The organism is Alicyclobacillus acidoterrestris, from assembly GCF_022674245.1.
GTDB lineage: Bacteria > Bacillota > Bacilli > Alicyclobacillales > Alicyclobacillaceae > Alicyclobacillus > Alicyclobacillus acidoterrestris.
The window spans coordinates 3,731,417-3,751,719 of record NZ_CP080467.1; the positions used below are offsets into that span (position 1 = coordinate 3,731,417).

18 protein-coding genes and 1 riboswitch are annotated in these 20,303 nt (G+C 53.9%); of the genes, 6 read left to right on the plus strand and 12 right to left on the minus strand.

Features of this window, described 5'->3' with window-relative positions; all coding sequences use genetic code 11:
• Positions 1–11: 11 nt before the first annotated feature.
• Both K1I37_RS18385 and K1I37_RS18390 read right to left on the minus strand, forming a co-directional pair.
• Positions 12–848: a carbon-nitrogen hydrolase family protein gene (locus tag K1I37_RS18385; protein ID WP_021298275.1), complete on the minus strand. Its 837-nt coding sequence runs from the start codon at positions 846–848 to the stop codon at positions 12–14.
• Between the two features lie 38 nt (positions 849–886).
• Positions 887–1,552, minus strand: coding sequence for an RraA family protein (locus K1I37_RS18390; RefSeq protein WP_021298276.1), 666 nt, complete (start codon positions 1,550–1,552; stop codon positions 887–889).
• Between the two features lie 168 nt (positions 1,553–1,720).
• On the opposite strand from K1I37_RS18390, the gene K1I37_RS18395 reads away from it, so the two are divergent.
• Entirely contained in the window at positions 1,721–2,383 is a 663-nt protein-coding gene (locus K1I37_RS18395) for a PrpR N-terminal domain-containing protein (protein ID WP_021298277.1), read from the plus strand.
• Positions 2,384–2,435: 52 nt separating this feature from the next.
• Here the strand turns inward: K1I37_RS18395 and K1I37_RS18400 are convergent, their stop codons facing one another.
• Entirely contained in the window at positions 2,436–3,662 is a 1,227-nt protein-coding gene (locus tag K1I37_RS18400) for an IS256 family transposase (protein ID WP_146824841.1), read from the minus strand.
• A 120-nt stretch (positions 3,663–3,782) separates the two neighbouring features.
• Between K1I37_RS18400 and K1I37_RS18405 the strand changes: the two genes are divergently transcribed.
• Positions 3,783–4,988 (plus strand): sigma-54 interaction domain-containing protein, encoded by a 1,206-nt coding sequence (locus tag K1I37_RS18405; RefSeq protein WP_272496373.1) that lies wholly within the window; start codon positions 3,783–3,785, stop codon positions 4,986–4,988.
• A gap of 11 nt (positions 4,989–4,999) precedes the next feature.
• Positions 5,000–5,092: a helix-turn-helix domain-containing protein gene (locus tag K1I37_RS22015; RefSeq protein WP_152498716.1), complete on the plus strand. Its 93-nt coding sequence runs from the start codon at positions 5,000–5,002 to the stop codon at positions 5,090–5,092.
• A gap of 536 nt (positions 5,093–5,628) precedes the next feature.
• Here the strand turns inward: K1I37_RS22015 and K1I37_RS18410 are convergent.
• The 9 genes from K1I37_RS18410 to K1I37_RS18450 all read right to left on the minus strand — a co-directional run bounded on the left by K1I37_RS18410 (position 5,629) and on the right by K1I37_RS18450 (position 16,021).
• Complete coding sequence (locus tag K1I37_RS18410) at positions 5,629–6,579, minus strand: ABC transporter substrate-binding protein (RefSeq protein WP_021295185.1); 951 nt, start codon at positions 6,577–6,579, stop codon at positions 5,629–5,631.
• Between the two features lie 50 nt (positions 6,580–6,629).
• A complete protein-coding gene (locus K1I37_RS18415) occupies positions 6,630–7,268 on the minus strand; it encodes an ABC transporter permease (protein WP_021295186.1) in 639 nt (212 codons plus the stop codon).
• Positions 7,243–8,400 carry a betaine/proline/choline family ABC transporter ATP-binding protein gene (locus tag K1I37_RS18420; RefSeq protein WP_021295187.1) on the minus strand — a complete coding sequence of 386 codons (1,158 nt, stop codon included), beginning with the start codon at positions 8,398–8,400 and terminating at the stop codon, positions 7,243–7,245. Before K1I37_RS18420 ends, K1I37_RS18415 begins: the two co-directional genes overlap by 26 nt.
• Before the next feature lie 125 nt (positions 8,401–8,525).
• Positions 8,526–8,671: riboswitch (cyclic di-AMP (ydaO/yuaA leader) on the minus strand.
• A gap of 150 nt (positions 8,672–8,821) precedes the next feature.
• Entirely contained in the window at positions 8,822–9,850 is a 1,029-nt protein-coding gene (locus K1I37_RS18425) for an alcohol dehydrogenase catalytic domain-containing protein (protein WP_021295188.1), read from the minus strand.
• 1 nt (position 9,851) lies between these two features.
• The gene (locus tag K1I37_RS18430) at positions 9,852–11,078 is read right to left on the minus strand and encodes an acyl-CoA dehydrogenase family protein (RefSeq protein ID WP_021295189.1); all 1,227 of its coding nucleotides are present in this window, start codon (positions 11,076–11,078) and stop codon (positions 9,852–9,854) included.
• A gap of 26 nt (positions 11,079–11,104) precedes the next feature.
• Entirely contained in the window at positions 11,105–12,751 is a 1,647-nt protein-coding gene (locus K1I37_RS18435) for a class I adenylate-forming enzyme family protein (protein WP_021295190.1), read from the minus strand.
• Positions 12,752–12,799: 48 nt separating this feature from the next.
• Positions 12,800–13,048: an acyl carrier protein gene (gene acpP / locus K1I37_RS18440; RefSeq protein WP_407653174.1), complete on the minus strand. Its 249-nt coding sequence runs from the start codon at positions 13,046–13,048 to the stop codon at positions 12,800–12,802.
• A gap of 102 nt (positions 13,049–13,150) precedes the next feature.
• Positions 13,151–13,933 (minus strand): SDR family oxidoreductase, encoded by a 783-nt coding sequence (locus tag K1I37_RS18445; protein WP_021295192.1) that lies wholly within the window; start codon positions 13,931–13,933, stop codon positions 13,151–13,153.
• Between the two features lie 84 nt (positions 13,934–14,017).
• Positions 14,018–16,021 (minus strand): FAD-dependent oxidoreductase, encoded by a 2,004-nt coding sequence (locus tag K1I37_RS18450; RefSeq protein WP_021295193.1) that lies wholly within the window; start codon positions 16,019–16,021, stop codon positions 14,018–14,020.
• A gap of 355 nt (positions 16,022–16,376) precedes the next feature.
• Here K1I37_RS18450 and K1I37_RS18455 point away from each other — a divergent pair, with 355 nt between their 5' ends.
• The 3 genes from K1I37_RS18455 to aroF all read left to right on the plus strand — a co-directional run bounded on the left by K1I37_RS18455 (position 16,377) and on the right by aroF (position 20,229).
• Positions 16,377–17,966 carry an AMP-binding protein gene (locus K1I37_RS18455; RefSeq protein ID WP_021295194.1) on the plus strand — a complete coding sequence of 530 codons (1,590 nt, stop codon included), beginning with the start codon at positions 16,377–16,379 and terminating at the stop codon, positions 17,964–17,966.
• A gap of 92 nt (positions 17,967–18,058) precedes the next feature.
• Positions 18,059–19,213 (plus strand): acyl-CoA dehydrogenase family protein, encoded by a 1,155-nt coding sequence (locus tag K1I37_RS18460; protein WP_021295195.1) that lies wholly within the window; start codon positions 18,059–18,061, stop codon positions 19,211–19,213.
• Positions 19,213–20,229: a 3-deoxy-7-phosphoheptulonate synthase gene (gene aroF / locus K1I37_RS18465; protein WP_021295196.1), complete on the plus strand. Its 1,017-nt coding sequence runs from the start codon at positions 19,213–19,215 to the stop codon at positions 20,227–20,229. Before K1I37_RS18460 ends, aroF begins: the two co-directional genes overlap by 1 nt.
• The last annotated feature ends 74 nt before the right edge of the window (positions 20,230–20,303 follow it).

Below are 20,303 nucleotides of genomic sequence, written 5' to 3' on the forward strand. Positions count from 1 at the left end.
AAAACGCTCAATTAGTTATGGACACTCAGAGAATCCATGGCGGTATATAATACTGGCCGTCTGTGAACATGGGAGGGCAACTTTTCCCTGACAGTCTGAATTCGCCCTAAGTCAATTTGGCATGAAACGAGCCCTTCCTCTTCACCGCCGGCAGCCATACATACCCCCATGGGATCGACAACCATGCTTCGTCCACAGTAGAATTCGCTCACCTGGTCACAAGCAACCATAAAAACGGTATTTTCAAGAGCACGAGTCGTGACAAGGGTTTCCCAATGCTGTTCTTTCATTGGTCCGCGTACCCATCCAGACGGGACAATAATAATATCAGCACCACGCACAGCCTGGTATCGAGCGATCTCCGGGAATCGAAGCTCATAACAGACAAATAGTCCGATTTTTCCGAACGGTGTGGGCACAGGCTCAAATAAAGCATCTCCGGGCTTTATATGCTCAGATTCTTTATGTCCAAATGCATCATACAGATGAGTCTTTCGGTAAGTGCTTACAATTGAACCATCGTCCGAAACCAAAACTGTGGTATTGTATACGCGTTTATCACTTGGATCATCGGTCAATTCACGCATGCCGAATACAATCCATACATTATGTCTCTTGGCTAACCGCCGCATTGCGGCAACAAAAGGTCCATCCGAAGACTCTGCATCTTTGTGAATCATATCGTGTGGCGTACCAACGGGGAAATGACTCATAAAAACTTCCGGGAAAACGACCATCTCGGCATAATGCACTGACTTTGCTGTTTCTACAGCGCGCTCAGCCTTCTTTAAATTCTCTAATTTATCGGCTGTTGATTCTAACTGCGCAAGAACTATGTTAAAAGACATTCATACTTCCACCTTTCAGTTGTCTTTGACTCAAGATTTCATGCGTGTTGTTCACTATTTACAAAGAACCGATTTGCTCCACTTATCGAAGCGATTGATTCACCAGCATCGAGTTTTCGTTTCGTTTCCGGTTCTTGTCTCTGCTTTTGCAGCGCTATCCTACCGTATTTAGATGCAGCCTCTGGATTTACCACGAATACGCCATCATTATCAGCGACAACTAAGTCCCCCGGATGCACACTAACACCACAAATGCTAACAGTAGTATTAATCTCACCCTCTATACCGAGAATTCGTGTCGTGAGCGGACTGATGCCGAACGAAAATACCGGAAGGCCAAGCTCTGCAATTTCGTCAACATCGTTGACACAACCAGCCACAATCACACCGGCCACCTTTTTTACATGCGCTGCATATGACACCATTCCTCCCCAGCAAGACCGCTCCACATCACCAGACATGTCTACAACAACAACATCCCCTGGTTGAACCAAATCCATCACCTTATGAACCGCAGAGGAATCCATATGTGGGATTCGAACGGTAACGGCATTGCCGATAAATCGAGCCGGACGAAACAATGGTTGAATCCCTTTTAAAAATCCGAAATCAGTAAGGTGGCCAATCGTCGACGTACAAACATCCCGGTACAATTCCAACAATTCCGACTTTACCCCTTGTACTCTTGGATTAACTTGAAACATTTTATCCCTCCATCTTTACTAGCTTCTATTCCAACGGAGCAGAAGCATTAAAATCGACTCACAATAGTTACAAGCAATTCCCGTGCCAACAAAAATGTTTGAAAATTAGGTACATTTATTCTGGTTTAGTGATATAAATGTAACAAACACGAGACTGGTGTTTCACTTTTGGGATTTTACAGTGGACAAGACGAAGACGAAGCCATCGCACAGTATGGAGGAATGACCTTGAACATAAGGATTGCAATTGTCGGCCTTGGAGATTTCATTGACATTGCAAAACGAGTGGCCAACGATTTTCAAAAAGATCAAAGCATTGATATCAAAGTCCTTGAGAACCCCGAAGACGTCACACAACTCGTGCCACGACTTCAGAGTGATAATACGGATATCATCATTACCGGACGTTTAAACAAGATGTTAATGGAAACTAAAACAAACATTCCCGTTATTAATTTAAAACTAACACCTACAGATATTTTAATTGCATTAGCGAAGTCTGTACCCTATTCCCGCAACATTGCCATTGCGTTACCCGATATCGAAGATTTAGAATATGATTACTCTCTTCTACAAGATCTCCTGAATATCAAGCTTGTCTATATTACCTATGGGACCGATATCGAATTGGATTTCAAAATCGCACAGTTCTCCAAAACTAAAGGATCTATAATCGGGACAGGAACAGCCGTTGACTCGGCCAAGAAATTTGGATTAAACAGCACACTAATTTATTCCGAGTACAGTGTGGTCGAATCTATCAATCGCGCGCTAGAAATTGTACGCTTTAAAAGGCATGAAGAACGACACAGGCAACAACTATCAGGGTAGTGTCCCGTCAAGTGGTGTAAATTGTTTGAGTGCAATCACTCTGTGACTTGGGTCATTTATGTAAAACAGACGTCGGTGCCAGTAACTCTTGTTCCTGAGTTCCCGTCAGTCTCGCCATCGACTCTCTGCTAAAGTATCGCCGTGCAACGATCCACTCATCGTTTTGCTCCTGGAGAATGGCTCCACCAAGTCGTATCACGGAATCCCGATTTGGAAAGATGCCAACCACGTCAAAGCGTCGCCGCAGTTCACGGTTTAAACGTTCCAGCGGGTTTGTGGAGCAGATTTGCTTCCAGTGCTCCTTTGGAAATGCCATGTAGGCAAGTACGTCTTCCTCTGCACGTTCTAGGACATCCATCGCCTTCGGAAACTTTCCCTGGAGCTGTTCTACGACAACAGCAAGTTGTTGTTTAGCTGCCTCCTGCGTTGGCTGAGCGAATATCGTCCGGACAATGGACGAGACCATCGCCTGTGACGTCCTGGGTACCTGACTCAAGATGTTACGCATGGTGTGAACTCGGCATCTCTGCCAGGTAGCTCCTGTTAAAGCAGATGCAATGGCACTACGTAGTCCTTCATGGGCATCGCTTATCGCCAACTGAACGCCTCGCAGACCACGTGCAACAAGACTACGGATGAAAGTCAGCCAGAACGAGCCGTCCTCACTGGTACCAATGTCAAATCCCAATACCTCTCTCTCACCGGTGGCTCTCACCCCAATGGCAATCACAAACGCCATACTCTGGACACGTCCGCCCTCACGGACCTTGGGAAACGTCGCATCCAACCACAAATATGGATACGTTCCTTCAAGCGGACGGTTCTTGAAGTCCTGCACAACGTCATCTAGCTCCTTACAGATGCGAGATACTTCACTCTTGCTGATTCCCTGAATCCCCATGGATTCAACCAACTCATCCACCTTGCGGGTACTCACACCATGCACATAGGCCTCTTGAACAACCGATAAAAGCGCCTTCTCAGCTTTTCTCCTGGGTTCCAGAATACTGGGGAAGTAACTCCCTCTACGAAGCTTAGGAATCTGCAGATCAATCGTTCCAACACGAGTGTCCCACTCTCTATCACGGTGTCCATTTCGACTATTACTGCGCTTGTTAGTACGCTCGTAGCGTTCAGCACCGATAAGCGAGCTGACCTCAGCATCCATCACTGCCTGCGTAAGGACTCTCAGACCCTCCTTCAAAAAGTCCACATCACCATCTTCTAATCCGATCTTGCGAATCAACTCCAAAAGTGCGATCTTATCCGTATAAGCCATCGATGTGCCTCCTCTACTGATTGCTCGTCACTTTTAGTAGATTGCACTCGATGGCTTTTTCGTCAAGATCTAACCACTGAATTTACACCACTACTTGAGACTCTAACACTATCAGCTATCATACACTCCGTAAAAGACGGTATTATTTCCACAAACGAGTTAGAACAGATCACAACAGTCAATGATGCAGCTCAAAGGTTTTTACAAATTCCACGAGAAGAGTTAATCGGAAGGCAAATGTCACACGTAACTTCTGTAAAGGAACTGATAGGCCCAGAAGATTTCCAGAACAAAATCGTACAAATCGGAAATTTGAAACTCAACACAAACAAGACGTCCATTTCACAAGGCAACAATAAAGTTGGCAATGTGATTACGTTTCAGGACATCACGGAAATACAGAAAATTGAACAAAAATATCGATTGGAAAACGAAACAAAGGGTTTCACTGCCAAAAACTACTTCCACAATATTGTAGGTTCCAGTCTAATCATACAACGTACTATTGAACAAGCAAAAAAATTTGCACTGTCAGATTCCACCGTCTTAATTCTGGGACAAACAGGTACTGGCAAAGAATTATTTGCTCAAAGTATTCACAATCACAGCAAAAGAAAATCTTTTCCGTTTTTGGCCATCAATTGTGCGGCATTGCCTGAGGCATTATTAGAAAGTGAACTCTTCGGATATGAGGACGGGGCGTTCACCGGTGCATCTAAAAAAGGAAAAAAAGGACTCTTTGAAATCGCGCATAATGGCACTATTTTCTTAGACGAAATCAACTCCATTTCCCCCTACTTCCAGGCAAGATTGTTACGAGTGCTTCAAGAAAAAGAGGTCGTTCGAATTGGTGGAAACAGAGTAATTCCTGTGAACATAAGAGTTATCGCAGCAAGCAACGAGGATTTGTTCAATTTAGTAAAGGCTAATAAATTTCGTCCAGATTTGTACTATCGAATTAACGTCCTGCAACTCGGCCTTCCTTCACTCCGTGATCGATCTGAAGACATCTTTCCACTTACTCAACAGTTTTTGTTACATCAGAATAGCGAGCTGTACCATAAACTAGGTCCTTTCCTGGAACACTTGTGTCAGGAGTTGCAAAAATATCAATTCCCAGGTAATGTAAGAGAACTGTATAACATTCTCGAAAGATTTTCAGTTTTATGCGGATTAAGTGATAACTTCAATTTAGACACTGCCAATCAGATACTAGCAGACTGTATGCAACAGACGTCGCCGATTAATAGAAATACAAAAGTCGAGTTTAATCTTCAAGATGATTACAAAGATACCATGGTAGAAGCCGAGAGGGCTGTCCCGTGAAGCATCTTGAAATGTTTCAAGGTGACAAGTCATCTCTCGCAAAGCACATTGGAATGAGTCGTACAACCCTGTATAGAAAGTTAAAGGATCTTCATATTCGGTAAGTGTGCCGATATCATTTGGGCTAGACATAGACCTACTTTATCACTGATTGATGTGCTCAGGTGCTTATTTATCAAGTAGGATGGGAGCAGGGGCAGGGCCTTTCGCCCCGTCTGATGTGGATTGGGGATTGGCCGCCGCCAACGCCGGGCGGTGGCGGTGCGCGGCCGGATCGGGGCCAATGTGCCGGGCGATGGCAGGACAAATAAGGTCGCACATCTACCCTATTTTCGAATTTTGGCTAGAATCCGCAGATTTAAGACACCAAAAATGCCTTATCTACTGAAAAGCTGCCCGATAAAGGCCAAAACCCGGCGAATAGTGCAGTTTTCATGTCTTATCGGTGCCGGAACACGAGAGAATGTCTTAATAAGACATGCATGCCGCGCGGCGCCCACGCGTGCCATAGCGAGCCACCGTTTCACTCCCCTGTGATACAAGATTGCAGAACGCACACTAGTATGCGCCGTTCCAGCACCGCTCCAGCACCATTCCGCCCCGGCCGCAATCCCCAACACCAGCTCCCGCCCCACAAAGACTACAGCAGCCCGTTTTGCTCGAGCCACGTTTTGGCTACGTCGGCGGCGTTTTTGTGGTCGAGATCGACCTGTTCGTTGAGTTTCTGCATGTCTTCGTCCGTAATTTTACCGGATAGCTTATTGAGGACTGCCTTTAACTCTGGGTGCGCCTTGAGCACGCTGTCGCGGATAATCGGGCACGCGTAATACGGTGGGAACAAGTGCTTGTCGTCCTTGAGGAGCACCAGGTGGTTGGCTGGAATGTTGCCGTCTGTGGAGAATGCGTCGATGACGTCGACGTCACCGCTCACCAGTGCCTTGTACTTCAGTCCAATCTCCATCGACTTCACGGACTTGAAGTCCGTGCCGTATACCTTGTTCATCGCCGACAAGCCGTCCGAGCGCGAAATAAAGTCCTGCTCTGTACCCAAGACTAGGTTTTTCGACTTGGCCGCCATTTGCGAGACGGTGGTGACGCCAAGCTGTTTCGCCTCTTTTTGAGTCATCGCCATGGCATAGGTGTTCTGGAATCCAATCGGGTTCAACCATGTGATATGGTACTTCTGCTCAAACTGCTGCTTCACCGTCTGGAATACCTTATCCGGGTCTGTATTCACTGGGTCGTGCAGGATATTGACTAAGCCGGTTCCGGTATACTCCACGTAGACGTCCACGTCGCCGTTCTTTTCGGCATTCCACAGGACGTTGCTGTCGAGCCAGCGCTTTTTGACGACCTTCAGATTGGTGTCCTTTTGAATCAAATCTGCGAGCATATCTGCCATGATGTCTTGTTCCGTAAAGTTCTTCCCGCCAATCACAATCGTGTTAGACTTTCCGCCGCCGTTTGCGCCCGTTGTGCCGCACCCCGCGAGCGGAATCACAAAAGCGACGACCGACGCCCCCAGTAGCGCCACCTTCCCCATCCGCTTTCCTGCAAACTGACGAATTTTCTCCCTCCAGTTGTCAATCACTCGCTCGACCCCTTTCTCTGAACTTGCTCCGCGCTGGCGAATGGTCGTATTTACGATCGCAATCCCCGCGGTGTCAAAACTCTATCCAACCAATGCAGCAGCACATCGAATACAATCGCCAGCAGAGCCGCCGGGATGGCGCCCGCCAAAATCGTCGGCGTGTCAATCATGTCGATGCCGCGCATGATGATATCACCCAACCCACCTGCGCCAATAAAGGTGGCAAGCGTCGCGATGCCAATCGTCAGCACTGTCGCCGTACGTACGCCAGCCATAATCACATTGCGTGACAGCGGTAATTCAACCTGCCAGAGAATTTGCGATCTCGTCATGCCCATGCCACGCCCGGCCTCAATGAGTGCGCGGTCAACTTCCGTAATGCCGGTATAGGTGTTTCGGACAATTGGCAGTAACGCATAGAGCGTCAGGGCGACGACGGCAGGCAGGGTGCCGATGCCAAACAACGGGATCATGAATCCGAGCAGTGCCAAACTCGGAATGGTTTGAATAATGGAGACGATAATCAAGACCACTTGCGCCAGCGCTTTGTGTCGGGTGATGTACACACCAAGGGGTATCGATATCAGACACGCCACTGCGATTGCGATGATACTGAGCACGATATGTTGACCTAAGGCCACCAGCAGGCCTTGCCAATTCTGCTCAAACGCTTGAATCAACAGGTTCACTGTCCATCACCTCCACTGGCGCCGTCACGGTCAACATGTTTAACACACTCGCGCGCGTAACCACACCCAGCAGTCGTTGCTTTTCATCGACGACGGGTAAAAAGCCGCGCGCAGTCGTCTGCAGCCATTTGAGAACCTCATCCATGGGTGCTGACGGGGAGATCACTGGACCCTCTGCGTGCATGACCGTGCCAGCCGTGGCTCGTTCGTCTTGGAAGTGATCGTAAATTTGCTGTGGACTGACCACGCCTAAGTAATGATCGTCTGCATCTGTCACAATCAAACCGTTCACGCGATGTGCACGCATTAACTGGATGCAGTGTGCCAAACCGCGCACAGGTGTAACACTCACCGCTTTGGTCATGACATCACGTGCCTCACCAAGTGCCGCATGTTGAAGGAATCGTTTTTCGCCGACAAATTCGCGCACGAAATCGTTCTTGGGGTGTCGAAGAATTTGTTCTGGTGCGTCGTGTTGCACGATACTTCCATCCCGCATGAGGACAATCTGATCTGCAATCTTCAACGCTTCATCCATGTCGTGTGTGACAAACACAATGGTCTTGTGCAAAGTGGATTGGAGTTTGAGCAGTTCATCTTGTAGTTGTTCGCGACTGATGGGATCCAGCGCGCTAAATGGCTCATCCATCAGGATGATACTTGGGTCCGCAGCCAAAGCACGCGCCACGCCAATGCGCTGCTGCTGACCACCGCTCAACTCTTTTGGGTAACGTTTGCGAAAGACACTCGGATCCATCCCCACCATCTCGAGAAGTGCTTCTGCCCGGTTCGTATATTGCGATTTATCCATCCCTATCAATCGCGGAACCAAACTGATGTTCTCTTCGATGGTCATATGCGGAAACAATCCGATTTGCTGAATGACGTAGCCAATCTGACGGCGCAATTCCACTGGACGCAAGGCGCTCGTCTCAACCCCGCCAACCAGAATTTTTCCGGAGGTCGGCTCGATTAACCGGTTGATCATCTTGAGCGTCGTCGTCTTGCCACAGCCAGACGGGCCAATCAACGTGACCAAGCGTCCTTCTTCGATACAAAAGTTGAGTCGCTTGACGACGTGAGTTTCGCCATAGTGTTTCTCGACATCGACAAATTCAATGGCCTTGTGCATAGACACTCCTTTCCTCAAACTCCTCTGACAAGGCAAATAGACTGCCTCCGTCAGAACAACCAAGGCGCATTGTGGTCACAAGACATGGATGTAATTTGGAAGATTCGAACAGATTCGTGCAGTTGACCAATGCACATGATTCGCCTACGAGGTTAGCTGACGGGTTCGGCAAGAACTTGCCTATCACCGACCGCTGGGAACGGTCCGTGAATTCACCCCGAAGAATTGGGTCCCCCGCTTCCACTACTGTGGAACTCGGCCTTTTTGTGACACTTGGTAAGGGGTGTACGAAAGTACATGTAAATTATAACATAGCGAAAATTGAATGCAACATTCTGAAACAATTTCTCGCGCTTCGACATGATCAAATGGCGCGCCGTCTGGCGCGCCACCTGCAACTCCGAGTACCAAGGACAAGCACTTATTCAGATGGGACAATCACCCATCGACCCGCGCGCCGATCCGGCGCAAACGCCCGCTGCGCCTCGTGAAGCGGCAGCGCGCCCGCGACCAACCGCGCTGGGTCAAGCCGGCCTTCTGCGACCCACGACACCAGTTGCTCGACGTCCTCGCGAACAGAACCGTAACTCGCCACAAAGGTCAGCCCGCGCCGAACCGTTTTCGCGACAGGGTAGAGGGCCGTGTCCTCCGACATGCCGACAATCGCGATGGTGCCGCCAGGGCGAACCGACTCTGCCGCTAGGGCAATCGTGTCCGCCGTCGCCACGGTGTCGATGACGACATCAATGCCGGACGCCCCCGACCAGCGGCGCAACTGCCGGGCAATGGTGCGTTCATCCTGGTCCGTCACCACCACCATTTGCGCGCCGTGAGCCTCGGCGATGGCAATCCCCTCCTGACGCCGCGTGACAGCGCCCAGCCGTCCCACTTGAAAGCCCATCGCCAACATGAGCGCCGACAGTCCTAGTCCACCCGTGCCAATGACGAGCACTGTCTGTCCCGACTCGACGCCTGCAGCGCGCATCGCGTGATAGGGCGTCGCGAATGCGTCGACCAACAACGCCGCTGCCGCCGGTGCTAGCTCTGCCGGACGGCGCACCAACTGCCTTGCAGGTACCGCCACCTGCTCGGCGAAGCCGCCAGGGCGCTGATAGCCAATGCACACCTGCCGGACACAAAGGTTCGGTTGACCATGCACACACGGCGCACACGTACCACACGCCACAAATGGGTGGACAATCACCGAGTCTCCCACGTGCCAGTCGGTCACCGTTTCGCCAAGGGCGGCGATTCGCCCGGCAATTTCATGGCCCATCACGAGCGGGAAGGCCGTCCCCGTCGGGACGGATTCCCCAGCCACCACTTGCCGATCACTCCCGCAGACCCCACAGGCTTCCACCTGCAATAGCACCTCGTCAGGCCCAAGTTGCGGCGTCTCTGCTTCAACCAGTGCAAAGCCGTGGTGAGGCGTGTATGTGACAGCCTTCATCTTACTCGCTCTTCTTCGCCTCGCGCTCACGTCGACGAGCATTCGTCAGCAGCGCTTCAGCAATCGTCATCTTCTGCATCTCTGCCGTTCCCTCTTCGAACCACAAAGACCGCGCATCGCGATACAACCGCTCAACTGGGCTGTCGACGCTATAACCAATGCCGCCGAACAGAGCCAGCGCGCCATCGGTCACCTCTGTGACCATGCGGATGGCATTCGCCTTCGCGATAGAGGATTCGAGTGAGATGTCCTGGCCGAGATCGTACTTTTTCGCCGCATCCATGCAAAGCAGGCGGGCGCCTTGAATCGCCATCTGCATCTCCGCAATGCGCATTTGTACCGCCTGCCGGCTCGCGATGGACTTGCCAAACGTGACGCGCTTGCGAATGAAGGCGAGCGTCTGATCCAGTGCCTCTTGCGCGAGACCCACAGCGCTCATCGCAATGCACGCGCGACTCTGATCGAGGAATCCGCGCACGGCCACGTCAAACCCTTCTCCGACCTGGCCAAGAATTTCGTCCTCGGAGACTTCACAGTTCTCAAATGTGATGACAGCGTGCGAACAACCCTTGTCACCCATCATGTGCGACATCGCTTCCAACTTCATACCCGCGCGCCCTTGCGGCACCAAAAATGCCGTCAGGCCCGTGCGGCCCGCACTGCCTTCCATTTTCGCGATGACGGCGAGCACTGCTGCCTCATGCGCAAACGTAATCAGGTGTTTGCGACCGTTGAGGACGTACTTGCCATCCTGATACGTCGCCGTCGTCCGCAGGTCGATGCCCGTCCCGTTGTCCGGTTCCGTCAACGCAAACGCCACCAATGCGCCTTCGTTGACCAACTTCGACAACCAGTGCGCCTGCTGTTCCTCCGTACCTTGACCCACGGTCCGCCAGATGCTGTTGTACGCGTGAAACACCATGCGGATAGAGCCGTGACAATGTGCAATTTCCTCAAGAATCGGGAAGTACAGCGTCAGCGGCAGACCTTCGCCACCAAACCGAGCAGGTTGCGTCAACTTGTGAAAGCCAAGCTCCCGCATCCGCTGCCAAAGCGCCTGCGGAATTTCCTCTGTCCGCTCAATTTGTTCCGCAAAATCCTGCGCCTCTTCCTCGCGAAACTGAATCACGCGGTTGCGGATCTCGTTTGCACGTGCGATAAGGGCGGAATCCAGCTGGACGTGATTGTCCTGAATCGCATCGCGTTCGGACGCGTTTAAGATACTCATGTTGCCCCTCCTGCTCTATTCGTCGCTTACTTTCCTTCTGCTTCCAGACGGAACCGTTCGCGCAAGTCCTTCTTCTTGATTTTCCCTGAGTGTGTAGTCGGCAACTCGTCCATAAACTCCAGACGGTCCGGGAACTGAAACTTCGCCAAACCGCGCTCAGCCAGAAAATCGCGGAGTTCTGGAAGCGAAAACTTCTCGGCGCCTTCACGCAGCACGACGCACGCGACACTCTGCTGACCCAAAGTCTCGTCTGGCGCACCGACAACGGCCACGTTCTCGACCGCTGGATGCGCGGCGATGACGTCCTCGACGCTCTTCGGGTCAATCTTTGTGCCGCCGCGGTTGATCACGTCATCCGCACGCGCGATAAACTTAAACCGACCGTTCTCATCCTGGCGCAGCACGTCGCCGGAGTGGAACCAGCCATCGGCGTCCCATTGGCGATGCGCAGCCTCCGGATTCTCGTAGTACCCTGCAGCAAAGTTCGGCCCGCGCGCCCACATTTCACCAGGCTCGCCTGGCGCCACATCATGTCCATCCTCGTCAACGAGACGGACTTCCGTTCCTGGAATGACAAAGCCGACCGTCGAGCTCAAGGCCTCGAGTGGATCATCCGGCCGCGTCGCCGTCGCCAAAAAGCCTTCCGTCCAGCCAAACATGCCCCCGACTTTAATGCCTCCATCGGATTGCAATCGCTCGAGCACGGAGCTCGGTACCGGTGCACCAGCGTAAATAAACAGTTTCACGCTGGAGGTGTCGGCATTTTTCAGGTTTGGCGCGTTGGTCACGTGAATCACGTGCGGCGGTGCACCGACCAAGTAAGCTGGCTTCTCCGTCTCGATCCACTTGATGACGCGGCTCGCGGAAAACCGCTCCAGCAACAGAATGCGGCCACCCGTCGCAATCGTCATCATGACACCCGCGAGCATCCCTGTCTGGTGACAGATAGGCGCGATGTCGAGCACGGCATCCCCTGGCTCATAGCCAAAGTTTTTCGCGTACGCGCGCGCCGCCCACAAGTAGTTGGCGTGCAGTTGAACAACGCCCTTGGGAGACCCTGTCGTCCCCGAGGTGAACACCATCAAAAATGCGTCGAGGCGCGTCGGACGGTTCGCCTCCAACTCAGCTGCGCCCAAGCGCTTGTCGCTTTCGCGCAGCGACTGGAACGTCAGTGCACCCGCAGGTGCCCGGGAGGCGTCCCCCTGAAAAATGACGTACTCCAATTGCGGACGGCTCTTTTGCACGTCGATCGCCATTTCGTAGAGCGGCTGGCCGCGGAAGCTGTCCGCGATAATCCACGCTTTCGCCTTCGAACGGTCGAGACTCGACTCAATCGCCTGGCGGCCCAAGTCAATTTGAAGCGACACGCCAATCGCGCCAATCCGGGCGATGCCAAACACAGCGACCACGTAATCGAGCGAGTTCGGCAACTGAATCGCGACCGTATCGCCTTTGCGAATCCCGCGATGGTACAACTCTGCCGCCACTGCCTCTACTTCATCCCACAACTGTCGATACGTGAGACTTCTGTCTTCGTCCTTGTGCACGAAATCCGGATACAGTTTGACGTCATTTTCAAGCACGTCGACAAACGATTCGTCGGGCCAGTAGCCCTTGTCGATGTACGCCTGCGCGCGCTCGACGGACAGAGTTCTGCCGGCAAAGTCAAACATCTTATCGTCTCCTTGTCTAAAACTTCTGGCTACACTTCGTCGTCCGCGTTACGAAAGGCGACCCTGAATGTAGTCGACGACACCAGCCACAGTCGACAGTTGGCCAAAGTCCGCTTCCGGAATTTCGATGTCAAACTCGTCCTCAAAAGCGACAGCGAGCTCAGTCAAGTCCAGCGAATCTGCACCCAAATCATCGACAAACAGACTGTCTGCCTTCACCTCGGAAGCATCCACTTGCAGTTGATTGCACACGACATTTTTTACCTTTTCTTCGATTTGCGCCTTCGTCAATGACATCATTACACGACTCCATTCTCATTCAATGTTGATGGTTTTCACACCGCTCAAAGCGGTCTAATCTGTCCAAAAGCCTCGCGACAACACCGCGATATCAGCGTCTTAGAAACTTTCAAAGCCACCAGTCATCAGCGTCAGCCCGCCGTCGACCCGAATGACTTGTCCCGTGATAAAACGAGACAAATCACTTGCGAGAAAGACCGCTGCATCAGCGATCTCCTCGACTGTGCCAATGCGGCCAAGTGGGGTGTGTGCGATGACATCCGCGTTGTACTGGTCGTAGTTGTCGCCGCCGTAAAACTTCGCCGACTCCGTATCCACCACACCTGGGTTCAGTGCGTTGACCGTAATCCCCTTAGGCCCCAGTTCACTGGCCAGGTACCGCGTCAACGATTCGAGCGCAGCCTTGGCGCTGCCAAGCGTCGCATATCGCGGCAGCGTATACGTGCTTCCCATGCTAGACATCGTGATGATACGGCCATTTCGACCCTCCATCAACGGGATGCAACGCTGTGCCGCGAACACGGTACTATGCACCACCACGTGATAAGTCTTGTCGAGATGGTAATCCTTTAGTTGGTCAATCGGTTTGAACGCGCTCGCCGCTGCGTTGGCCACAAAGATATCAAGGCTGCCCCATTCCTGCTCAATCACGTCAAATGCGGCGTTGATTTCTTCCTGGCTCTCCAGTTCGGCTTTGACAGTCAGTGCCTGGCGGCCCAGCGCCTGAATCTCCTTTGCCGTCGCCTCTGCTTGTTCTTTATCCCGGCGGTAATGCACCACGACATCCGCGCCCTCACGCGCCATCGCGAGCGCCGTCGCCCGGCCAATTCCGCGGCCGCTGCCGGTGATAAACGCCTTCTTACCTTCTAACAAACCTGCCAATTCGCCCACTCCTCATATCATCGCCTGTCAGCAAGAATTGCGCCATGTCATGTTCAATCCTTGGGGTACCGCACGCCCAAGTGGTCAGGAAATTCGATAAGCCGCTTCCAGCGCTTCGCGAATCGCCCGTGCTGCGTTAATGCCACGACTGTCTCTGGCACCGCCCACAACCTGTACCGAAACCTTATCGCGGAGCGCCTCGGCAAGCGTCTCCTGCGCCTCTTGGCCAGCGCACAAGATCACCTGATCTGCAGGCACGAACAACGCTCCATCCGGTGAACTGCCGACGACACCATCTGGTGTTATCTCGCGAAACTCGACGTTGGTGATGACGCGCACGCCAAGGCGGTTCATCTCTTGCTTGACGACCCAACGCGTACTCCGCCCAATTCCGTGGCCATACTTCTCGCTGCGGGCGAGCACGGTGATTTCCCGCGGCAGCTCCGGCGGTGCCGGAAGCGATTGCAGCTCGAAAAACGCCTCCACGTCTGCTGGCACGTGCCGCCCTTCCGCCAAAAACGTCGCGACATCGCAACCAATGCCGCCTGCACCAATGATGGCAATGCGCCGGCCAACCTGCACTTCCCCGTTCAGCACCGCCGCGTACGTCACGACGTGCGGCAGGTCGGTTCCCGGAATATCTGGGATGCGCGGAACAACCCCCTGCGCGAGAATCACGTGATCAAACGAACATAACTCATCCACTGTCGGTTCTGTCTGCATTTTAACAGTCACAGACAAGCGTTCAAGCATTTCGCGGAAATAGCGAATGGTTTCATAGAACTCGTCCTTGCCCGGAATCCTGCCCGCCATTCGAAACTGGCCGCCAATTTCCGCCTGCCGTTCGAACAAAACGACTTCATGCCCCCGCTCCGCTGCTGTCACCGCTGCTTGAAGGCCTGCCGGACCGGCACCCACGACGGCGACGCGGCGCTTCACTGCAGCCTCTATCCGCGGCCACTGCGACTCCTGCCCTGCCCGCGGATTGACTAAGCAACTCACCGGCATGTGAGGACGAACCAGCGTGTGGTCTAAGCAAGACTGGTTGCACGCAATACAGACGTTCAGTCCTGACCGGTCCCCTTCAAGGGCTTTTTTCGCGAACTGACTGTCCGCCAACCACGGCCGCGCCGGTGCGACAAAGTCCAAATAGCCATCGGCAATTAATGCGTTGGCGACCTCGGGCACATTCACCCGGTTGGCGCCGATGACAGGAATCCCGACCTGGCTCCGTATCGATCCCGCCACCGCCGCAAATCCACCGCGCGGCACAATCTGCTGCACGGTAGGCACCCTTGATTCGTGCCAGCCAATGCCCACGTTCAAGGCATCCACGCCCGCCGCTTCAAGCGCTTGCGCGAACACAATCGTCTCCTCCGGCGTCGTGCTGCCCGGCATACAGTCGAGTCCCGACATGCGGAAAATGATGGGATAATCCCGCCCGACAGCCTTTCGGATGGCCGCCACTACGTCGAGGCTCATCCGCATCCGCCCTTCGAGCGACCCGCCGTACTGATCGTCACGCTGATTGGTCAAGGGCGACAGGAACTGGTTGAGCAAGTACCCCTCTGATCCCATAATCTCGATGGCATCGAATCCGATATCCTGCGCAGTGCGCGCCGCATTGGCAAAGTGGCGAATCGTCTCCTCGATGTCCTCGGCCGTCATCTCCCGGGGAACTTCCCGCGTCAGTCGCGAAGCAATGGGGCTCGGAGCGAGCGCCTGCATGCCAATCTCTTCAGAAAAGGCATAACGACCGGAGTGGAACAACTGCAGCGCAATCTTTCCGCCAACCGAATGGACAGCTTTCGGCAACTGCGCAAGCGCCTCGACATCGGCTTTCTCCGTCAACACGTACATGTCGCCGCCGCCAGCCTGCGTCACCACCGCGCCACCCGTGATGATGAGCGCCGCCATCCCCTCGGCTCGCTCGCGATAGAAGTCGCACAGCTGTTGCAGTTTGTCCGGCTGACGTTCCAACCCCATGTGCATTGACCCCATGAGCACCCGATGAGATAACGCCAGCTTCCCAATCCGGCCGGGCTGGCTCAGTGCACGGTAGCGAACTTCTAGGCCCTGTGTGATCATCACTTACTCCTCTTCCTCCGTCTGCGGTTTGTCTCCCCAGTGTAACGAACGAAAAACAACTCTGTCTATGTAGCGCGGACAACCTTCCCAATAACACTGCCGAAAATTCTTTTCGCCGTCCGGTATCAAACCACAGCGAAATTTATAAGCTGATATTAGCACCTGGTGTTGAAAAAATCGAGTTCTAAATGCTAGAATGAACCCAGTGCTCAATCGATGCAAAGCTTAAAATCCGCGTCATTTAAGGATTTCCGATATTTTTCGAGCGTTTTCGAGGAGATTCCTCACGACTTATTACCTAGTGTTAAAACCAAGGGTTAATTCATGTAGCCCATAACAAAGGAGTTGAAGTTGAATGGACCTCGCAAAAGCCCCACTGTTCATCGACAACCTAGACGAGACGATCCGGCGCCACCCTGACCGATTGGCGGTCATTGATCTCAGCGCAGGCGAACCCATTCAAATCACGTACGGAGAGCTTGGCGACCTGGCGAATCGAGTTGCGTCCAAGCTGGTCACCGAATACGGCGTCAAACCTGGTGAAGCAGTCGCCTATCAATTGCCAAGTGGCTGGGAGTTCATCGCGCTCACACTGGCTTTGTGGCGAATCAGCGCGACACCGTGTCCGCTGCTTCCATCCCTGCGCGAACGCGAAGTGAAATTTATCATGCAGTCTTCAGGCAGCCGGCTGTTGATTATCCCGGACGTTTTCCGCAAGTTTTCCTACTTGCCGATGGTCGACGCCATTCGCGGCGAACTCCCGACACTCGAGCATGTCGTCGTCCTGCCACAATCGATTCGCCAGCCGGAAACATCTGACATGGGCGGATTGCTCACAGGCGACGTGATTGATCTGACACCGTATCGACCACAGCCCGAAACCTACTCGGAGTTGTTGTATACGTCTGGCACCACCGGCGAACCGAAGGGCGTGTTACATACGCATCAAACCCTTTCGAGTGCGCTCTTGGCTCATACGACCACCTTGGAACTGACCGCAGCAGATAAAATTTGGGCGCCATCGCCACTCGCGCACCAAACTGGCTTTTTGTACGGCATGTTGGTCTCCTTTTATGTAGGTGCGACAGGCATCTACCAGGCTGTCTGGAACGTCGAGACCGCGCGCGCCGCAATCGAACAGCACGGTGCCACGTTCGTCCAAGCGGCCATGCCGTTCCTGGCGGATCTCGTACGCTGTGAGAACCCGCCAAAGGGACTGCGCACATTTGTCGCAACGGGCGCCGCTGTGCCGCGACAACTGGCACGCGAGGCGCGTGAGGCGCTGCAGTGCAATGTGACCGGCGGCTGGGGATCGACCGAGGCGTGCTTAGTCTGCGTCGGCCGCCCACAAGATCCGGCAGAAAAGCTCGCCGGTACCGACGGACGCGTCATCGACGGCATGGAGATTCGCATCGTGGACGACGAAGGCAACGTCGTGCCGCCTGGTGTAGAGGGCAATTATCAGGTCAAGACGCCCGCGATGTTCGTGACTTACCTGCACCACCACGAGTGGTACGAGGAAAGCCATGCAGGTGACGGCTTCTTCGACACCGGGGACTTGGCATTGATTGACGAAGATGGCTTTCTCAAACTCACGGGTCGCAAAAAAGACGTCGTCAACCGCGGCGGCGAGAAGATTCCCGTCGTGGAAATCGAGGATTTGCTGTATCAGCACGAAGCGATTGCAGACGTCGCCATTGTCGCGATGCCAGACCCGCGGCTCGGCGAACGCGCATGTGCCTACATCGTCGTGGCCGATGGTCACACTGCACCAGACCTATCGCAAATCACGGATTTCTTAGGGGCTCGTGGGATGGCCAAGATTTATTGGCCGGAACGCGTGGAAATCATCGACGAAATGCCGCGCACGGCAAGTGGCAAGATTCAAAAGTACGTGCTGCGCAACGACATCACCGCCAAACTTGCGGGACAAACGCAGGTTTGAACGATATCTTCGGGCCATCTGAGGAACCCTTCGCATAGGTGACGGATGTTTCGCATGGATGTTCGCGTAAATGCGATAAAGGAGGAGACACGTTGACGACGCACGACTTCCAACAATATCAATCGCTCGTCACCGAATACGTCAAAGGTCCTGCTCGGGCGTTTGCAAACGAGATAGAGCAATCCGGCAAAGTGCCGGCGGCCGTCTGGGACGACCTCAACGATCGCGGTTTTCTGCGGCTGACAGCGCCGCGCGATTACGGCGGCGCCGGGCTCCGGTTTGAGGAATATCTGCAGTTGCTCGAGCAATTCGCACATATGCACGGCTCAATGCGCGTCATCGTGCACGTGATGAACAGCCTCTGGCGCTCACTGGACAGCAAAGCGACACCTGAACAGCGCGCGCAATTCGTCATTCCGTTCGTCCAAGGCAAACATCGCGTCACGTTCACACTGACCGAGCCAAACTCGGGATCAGGTGCTGACATCAAGACAACGGCGCGGCGAGAAGGCGACGAGTACGTGTTGAACGGCGAGAAGTGGATGATTATCTTCAGCGACATCGCCGACTATTTTCTCCTCTTCTGCCGCCTTGAGGGGACATCCGGTGGCGAGGGTACGATGGCATTGCTCGTCCCACGCGACGCGCCAGGGCTCGACATCGAATTAATGGCCCCTGCGATGGGCATCACCGGCACCGCACATGGACATCTGCGCCTGCGGAATTGCCGCGTGCCTGTCGCCAATCGCCTCGGCGAAGAAGGCGACGGCTTAGAAGTGGCGTTTCGTGGCTTTTTGGATCCCAGCCGCACCGCCATCGGCATGACTTGTGTCGGCGCCGCAGCCCATGCGCTTGAGCTCGCTGCGCAGCACGCGCAGACCCGCGTCACGTTTGGCAAACCCTTAGCTCAGCGCCAGACGATTCAGATGTGGCTCGCGGAAATGGCCACGGACATCGAGGCCGCTCGCCAGCTCTGCTTGGCCGCCGCCCGCCGGTTCGACGAAGGCTTGCCTATCTCGACACAAGCGGCCATGGCGAAACTGTTTGGGACAGAAATGTTACAACGGGTGACCGATAAGGCACTTCAAATACATGGAGGGATTGGCTACTTCAAATCCTCCGAGATCGAACGAATTTACCGCGATGCGCGCATGCAGCGCTTTGAAGAAGGCACTTCCGAAATTCAAAAAATGGTGATTGTACGCGATGTCCTAGCGCGCGCGCAACAAGAGAGGAGCGAATCATGATGGTCATAGTACTGCGTCCACAAGTGTCCGCCGAACAAACGAAACAGGTTCTTACCGCGATTCAAGAAGGAGGGCACACGGGCTACCAAGCAGGGCCCTCGACCATTGTCGTCCCGAAGAACGACGTGCATTTAGAAGCGTCCCTGGCATCCCTGCCACAAGTTGAACAGGTGATGGCCATCGATAGCCCATACCCACTCGCGAGCCGGGCCTTCAAAAAAGAAGACACCGTGATTGATGTGCGTGGCCACATCATCGGCGGCGATAAAGTCACCGTCATGGCCGGTCCTTGCAGCGTCGAGTCGCTCGACAACCTGTTGGAGATTGCGGAAACCGTCAAAGCGGCAGGCGGACAGTTCCTGCGCGGCGGCGCCTTCAAACCGCGTTCGTCCCCGTACAGCTTCCAAGGTCACGGCGAAGAGGGCCTGAAGATGCTCGCCATCGCCCGCGACAAAACGGGTCTTGGCATCATCTCGGAGGTCATGGAGCCTGATAAAGTGGCACTCGTATCCGAATACGTGGACATTCTCCAAATCGGCGCGCGCAACATGCAGAACTACCCACTGCTTCGCGAAGCCGGGAAATCCGGGAAACCGGTGATGCTCAAGCGAGGCCTCTCGGGCACCGTCGACGAGTGGCTCATGGCGGCCGAATACATTCTGGCGCAGGGCAACCCGAACGTCATCCTCTGCGAACGCGGCATTCGCACGTTCGAAACGGCGACGCGCAACACGCTTGATCTCAACGCCGTGCCGGTCGTTCAGAGCCTGTCGCACCTGCCAATCATCGTCGATCCCAGCCATGGCACTGGCAAATCCGCCTTCGTCCGCCCAATGGCCCGCGCAGGCGTCGCCGCTGGTGCGTCCGGGGTGATTGTCGAGATTCACCCAACGCCTGCCAAGGCGTGGTCCGATGCCGCGCAGACACTCGACTTTGACGAATTCCGCGCACTCGTCGACGATGTCGAGCGCATCTCTGCCGCATTGTCCGCTAGCCGCCCGCTCGTTCACGCTTAACGCGAGAACGACGGTGGCCTCGCGGTTCGCCCGACCATCTGCGATAGATTCCTACTCGCGGGCGGTCGGACGAA